General features: G+C 68.5%; 5 protein-coding genes. 4 read left to right on the forward strand and 1 reads right to left on the reverse strand.

Annotated features, from left to right (window positions below; all coding sequences use genetic code 11):
* From tatA to AC1D1G_RS40895, 4 genes are all read left to right on the forward strand, one after another.
* Positions 1-225, forward strand: a 225-nt coding sequence (gene tatA / locus AC1D1G_RS40880) for a Sec-independent protein translocase subunit TatA (RefSeq protein WP_477956460.1), incomplete at its 5' end; no start/stop codon positions are given.
* Between the two features lie 71 nt (positions 226-296).
* Complete coding sequence (gene tatC, locus AC1D1G_RS40885; protein ID WP_280780064.1) at positions 297-1337, forward strand: twin-arginine translocase subunit TatC; 1041 nt, start codon at positions 297-299, stop codon at positions 1335-1337.
* Positions 1338-1355: 18 nt separating this feature from the next.
* Complete coding sequence (locus AC1D1G_RS40890) at positions 1356-4091, forward strand: DEAD/DEAH box helicase (RefSeq protein ID WP_477956461.1); 2736 nt, start codon at positions 1356-1358, stop codon at positions 4089-4091.
* Positions 4092-4193: 102 nt separating this feature from the next.
* Positions 4194-4883, forward strand: coding sequence for a DUF4333 domain-containing protein (locus tag AC1D1G_RS40895; protein WP_477956462.1), 690 nt, complete (start codon positions 4194-4196; stop codon positions 4881-4883).
* Between the two features lie 7 nt (positions 4884-4890).
* On the opposite strand, the gene AC1D1G_RS40900 is transcribed toward AC1D1G_RS40895, so the two are convergent.
* A partial coding sequence (locus AC1D1G_RS40900) for a 5'-3' exonuclease (protein ID WP_477956463.1) occupies positions 4891-5519 on the reverse strand: 629 nt, incomplete at its 5' end.

Genomic DNA, 5519 nt, shown 5'->3' on the forward strand with positions numbered 1-5519 from the left:
ATCCTGTTCGGTTCCAAGARGCTGCCCGACGCGGCTCGTGGACTCGGCCGTTCGCTCCGCATCTTCAAGAGCGAGGTCAAGGAGATGCAGAACGACAACAGCACGCCGGCGCCCACCGCGCAGCAGAGCGCGCCCGCCGAGCTGCCCGTGGCGGACACCACCACCGCACCGGTCACCCCTCCGGCGCCGGTGCAGCCGCAGCACACCGAGCCCAAGTCGGCGTAGCCCGAGCCGCCTGACAACCGGGGTGATTCTTCACCCCGGTTGCCTGCTGACCAAGACTAGGGCGAACAACAGTGCGAATTCCGTTCGATCCGCGCCACAGCAAGCGGAGGACCAATCCCGACGGCACCATGTCGTTGGTCGATCACCTCTACGAGCTGCGCACGCGGTTGCTCCTGTCCGTGCTGGCCATCGTGGTCACCACCGCGGTGGGCTTCTTCTGGTACTCCCACCAGATTCTCGGGATCGAGAGTCTCGGTGAGCTTCTGCGTGGGCCGTACTGTTCGCTGCCTGCGTCGAGTCGCGCCGACCTGAGCAACGACGGGTCGTGCCGTCTCCTCGCGACCGGACCGTTCGAGCAGTTCATGCTCCGTTTCAAGGTCGCGCTGACCGCGGGCATCGTCCTGGCCTGCCCCATCTGGCTGTACCAGCTGTGGGCGTTCATCACGCCCGGCCTCTACTCGAAGGAGCGCCGTTACGCGATCGGCTTCGTGGTGTCCGGTGCCGCGCTGTTCATGGCCGGAGCGGTCCTCGCCTACGTGGTCGTCGCGAAGGCGCTGCATTTCCTGCTGACGATCGGCGACAACGTCCAGATCACCGCACTCGGTGGCGCGGAATACTTCGGGTTCATCATCAACCTGCTGATCATCTTCGGAGTCAGCTTCGAGATCCCGCTGCTCATCGTCGCGCTGAACTTCGTCGGCATCCTGCCCTACGCGAAGCTCAAGGCGTGGCGCCGCGGCCTGATCTTCGCTCTGTTCGTGTTCGCCGCGATCGCCACCCCCGGGCAGGACCCGTTCTCGATGCTCGCGCTCGCGTTCGCGTTGACCGTGCTGTTCGAGGTCGCCGTGCAGATCGCCCGCATCAACGACCGCCGCAAGGCCCGTCGCACGGAACAGGAGTGGGGTGCCCTCGACGACGACGAGGCGTCGACCATCGCCGCGCCGTCGGACCTGAACGAAGCGTTCGACGTCGCCGCCACACCGGTTCCCGAGCCGGCGGGCCGGTTCCGGCGGTCACGCAAGTCCGGCAAGTCCGGCGGCGCGAACAAGAACGACGACGCGAGCACGACCGGCAGCAACACACCGGGTCAGGACTTCTCCGACACCCTGTGACAATCTGACGGGGTGGCAGTGACAACAGGTGACACGACCGGCGGCACCGAACTCGACGTGTTCTCGGCGCAGCTCGGCTTCGTGCTCGACCCCTTCCAGATCAACGCCTGCCGCGCGCTCGAGGGCGGCCACGGCGTCCTCGTCTGCGCCCCGACCGGCGCGGGCAAGACCGTGGTCGGCGAATTCGCCGTGCATCTGGCGCTCACGTCCGGTCGCAAGTGCTTTTACACCACACCGATCAAGGCGCTGAGCAATCAGAAGTACGCGGAGCTGGTGCGGCGGTACGGCAAGGACACCGTCGGGCTGCTGACCGGCGATTCGAGCATCAACTCGGACGCCCCGGTGGTCGTCATGACCACCGAGGTGCTGCGGAACATGCTGTACGCCGACTCCCCGGCGCTGCGCGGGTTGTCCCACGTCGTCATGGACGAGGTGCACTTCCTGGCGGACCGGTTCCGTGGGGCCGTGTGGGAAGAGGTGATCCTGCACCTGTCCGAGGACGTCCGACTCGTGAGCCTGTCGGCGACCGTCAGCAACGCCGAGGAGTTCGGCGCGTGGATGGAAACGGTGCGCGGCGACACGACCGTGGTGGTCGACGAGAACCGCCCGATCCCGCTGTGGCAGCACATCATGGTCGGGAAGCGACTGTTCGACCTCTTCGACACGAGGGCGCGCAGTGGGGACGCGCTCAAGGATCTGGTGGTCGACCAGGATCTGGTCCGTCACGTCAAACAGCGACAGGCTCTCGAGCGCGCCGACTCGTGGGAGTCGCGTGGCAGGGGACGCCGCGGCGGCGGGCGCGGGTTCTCCAGCGATTTCCGGCCGCTGCCCCGACCGGAAGTGATCTCCCGCCTCGACGACGAGGGACTCCTCCCGGCGATCACGTTCATCTTCAGCCGCGCCGGGTGCGACGCCGCGCTGGCGCAGTGCCTGCGGTCCCGCCTCGATCTGACGACGCCGGAGCAGGTCGCCGAGATCCGGACCATCATCGACGCCCACACCGCCGAACTACCGAAGGCCGATCTGGAGGTCCTCGGGTACTGGGAATGGCGCAAGGCGCTCGAGCGGGGCCTCGCCGCGCACCACGCGGGGATGCTGCCCGCGTTCCGGCAGACGGTCGAGGAGTTGTTCGTCAAGGGACTGGTCCGGGCCGTGTTCGCCACCGAGACGCTGGCGCTGGGCATCAACATGCCTGCCCGCACGGTCGTCCTCGAACGCCTCGTCAAGTACAACGGTGAGGCCCACGCCGAACTCACCCCGGGGGAGTACACGCAGCTCACCGGCCGGGCCGGACGTCGCGGCATCGACATCGAGGGTCACGCGGTGGTCCTGTGGCAGCCCGGGGTGGAACCCGTGGACGTCGCCGGGCTGGCCTCCACGCGCACGTTCCCGCTCCGCAGCTCGTTCCGTCCCGGCTACAACATGACCATCAACCTGGTCGATCGCATGGGAGCCGCGGAATCACGGGCCCTGCTCGAGCGGTCGTTCGCCCAGTTCCAGGCCGACCGGTCGGTGGTCGGCCTGACGCGGGGCATCGAACGCAACGAGGCCGCGCTCATCACGCTCCGCGAACGGCTGGGCGGCGAGGACGGCGAGTACTTCGAGTACGCGCGCCTGCGGGAGGAACTGAGCAACAGGGAACGGTCACTCGAACGGGCAGGTCGAACCGAACGCCGGGACGCCGCCGTCGCCTCGCTCGTCGCACTGCGGCGCGGCGACGTGATCGCGATCCCGGTGGGACGGCACTCGGGTCTGGCCGTGGTGCTGGAACCGGACCGGGACCCCACGGATCCGAAGCCGCTGATCCTCACCGAGGCGAAGTGGGCGGGCCGGGTGTCGGCCGGCGACTTCCCGGAGCCCGCACGGTCTTTGGGATCGATGCGGTTGCCGCGGCGCTTCGATCATCACACCGCACGGGTGCGACGCGATCTGGCATCGGCGTTGCGCAGCACCGGAATCGTCGCGCCGGGACGCCGGAAGCGGAAGAAGTCGGGTGCTGCCACCGATGATGCCGAGATCGCGCGGCTGCGGCGCGCCATCCGGCAGCACCCGTGCCACAGTTGGCCCGACCGCGAGCAGCTGAGCCGGATCGGTGAGCGCTACAACCGGCTGGCCCGCGAGACCGAGACGATGCGGCAGAAGGTGGCTGCCACGACGAACTCGTTGGCGCGCACGTTCGATCGCATCCTGTCGCTGCTCGCCGAACGCGACTACATCTCGCCGGGCGAACACCCCGACGCCACCGAACACGGCACACGGCTGAGTCGAATCTATTGCGAGAGCGACCTCTTGGTGGCCGAGTGCCTCCGGCAGGGTGTGTGGAAGGGTCTCGGGCCCGCGGAACTCGCCGCCGTCGTGTCCGCCGTGATCTTCGAATCGCGCCGTGAAGGGGACACCGTCGAAGGCGGCGGTCCGGGAGCACTACGGCACGCCCTCGACGAGACCGTGCGGGTGTGGCGGGAACTTCGGGCGGACGAGATCCGGCACAAACTGCCGCCCACCCGTGAGCCGGACCTCGGCTTCGCTGCCGCGATCTTCCACTGGGCGAGCGACAATTCGCTCGTCGAGGCGCTGATCGCGGCAGGAGATCAGGGGCGTGCGCTGTCTGCCGGCGACTTCGTGCGGTGGTGCAGGCAGGTGATCGACCTGCTCGAACAGGTCCGGTCGACGTCCCCCGATCCGCAGGTCGGCAAGGCCGCAGGTCGGGCGGTCGCGGCGATCCGCCGCGGTGTCGTCGCCGTGGATGCTGCGTGACCCGACGCCGTGTGGTTGGATTCGCACGCCGTCCGAAGGCCCGAATCCGATGGCGGGGCGTTACGGTAGGTACAAAACTTGACACGTGAGCGGGAGGCGACGATGAGCGGCCCTTACGGACCGAACGACCCGAACGGGCAATGGGCCCAGGGACAGCAACCGGGCCAGGGTAACCCTGACCAGGCCGGCGGCCAGTACGGGGCGCCGCAGTACGGTCAGCAGCCGCCCGCTCAGCCGTGGGGACAGCCGGCGCCGGGTCAGCCTCAGCAGCCCGGGCAGCCGCAGTGGGGTCAGCACCCCCAGCAGCCCGGACAACCGCAGTGGGGTCAGCAGCCGCAACCCGGTCAGCTCGGGCAGCCGGGTCCGGGACAGTGGGGTCAGCATCCCGGGCAGCCGCAGTGGGGTCAGCAACCGGGTCAGCCGCAGCAGTGGGGCCCGACCCCCGGCCAGCAGCAGTGGGGGCAGCCGCCGTCGTCGGGGAAGTCGAAGCTGCCGTTGATCATCGGCGGTGTGGTGGCTCTGCTGGTCATTGTGGGTATCGCCCTGGTGCTCGCGTTCACGGTGTTCGGCACGGACACACTCGATCAGAAGGCGGCCGAGGACGGTGTCGAGCGCATCGTCACCGATTCGTACGGCGCCGAAAACGTGTCCGGTGTCACGTGCCCCGCGGATCAGGAAGTGAAGAAGGGCAACAGCTTCACGTGCAGTCTCACCGTGGACGGTGAGAAGAAGCAGGTCACTCTCACCTTCACCGACGACAAGGGCACGTACGAAGTGAGCCGCCCCAGCTAGATGGCCGTCACGGAACCCGTACGGCGGCCACCTTTTTCATCGCCGCAGTGAGGCGGCCGACGGAATTCTCGATTCCGAGTTCCTCCGCCAGCCTGCCGAGCCGGTCCGCGTCGACCGGTTCGGCAGGCAGCGTGTCTTCGCGGGACAGCTCGACATCGGCGTCCCGCACCACCCGCACCACCGGCAGTGCCGCGTCGAGATAGTCGGCTGCGGCGGCGAATTTCGCGCGCGCACCCTTCGCCATGTCGGATTCGGGGTCGACTGCGGCGGCCCGCAGGGCGGCGAGCGATCCGTATTGCATGATCAGGCTCGACGCGGTCTTCTCGCCGATTCCCTTCACACCAGGCAGCCCGTCGGACGAGTCGCCGCGCAGCAGGGCGAGTTCGGCGTAGGCCTCACCGGCCCGGTCGGCGGGTACCCCGTACTTGGCTGCGACCTCTTCCGGCCCGAGCAGTTCGGCCTTGGCGAGGCCGCGCACCACGTACAGCACCCGCACCGGCACCGGGGCGTCCGTGACGACCTGCAGGAGGTCGCGGTCGCCGGTGACGACGATGGTGGTGTCGCGGGTCTCGGTGGCGGCCAGGGTGCCGAGCACGTCGTCGGCTTCGAGCCCTTCGGCGCCGGCGGTCGCGATTC

Source organism: Rhodococcus sp. P3_B8 (genome assembly GCF_056402775.1).

Coding starts and splice junctions, on each gene's coding strand:
- AC1D1G_RS40895 (WP_477956462.1), top strand. CDS start 4,194: ATGAGCGGCCCTTACGGACCGAACGACCCGAACGGGCAATGGGCCCAG.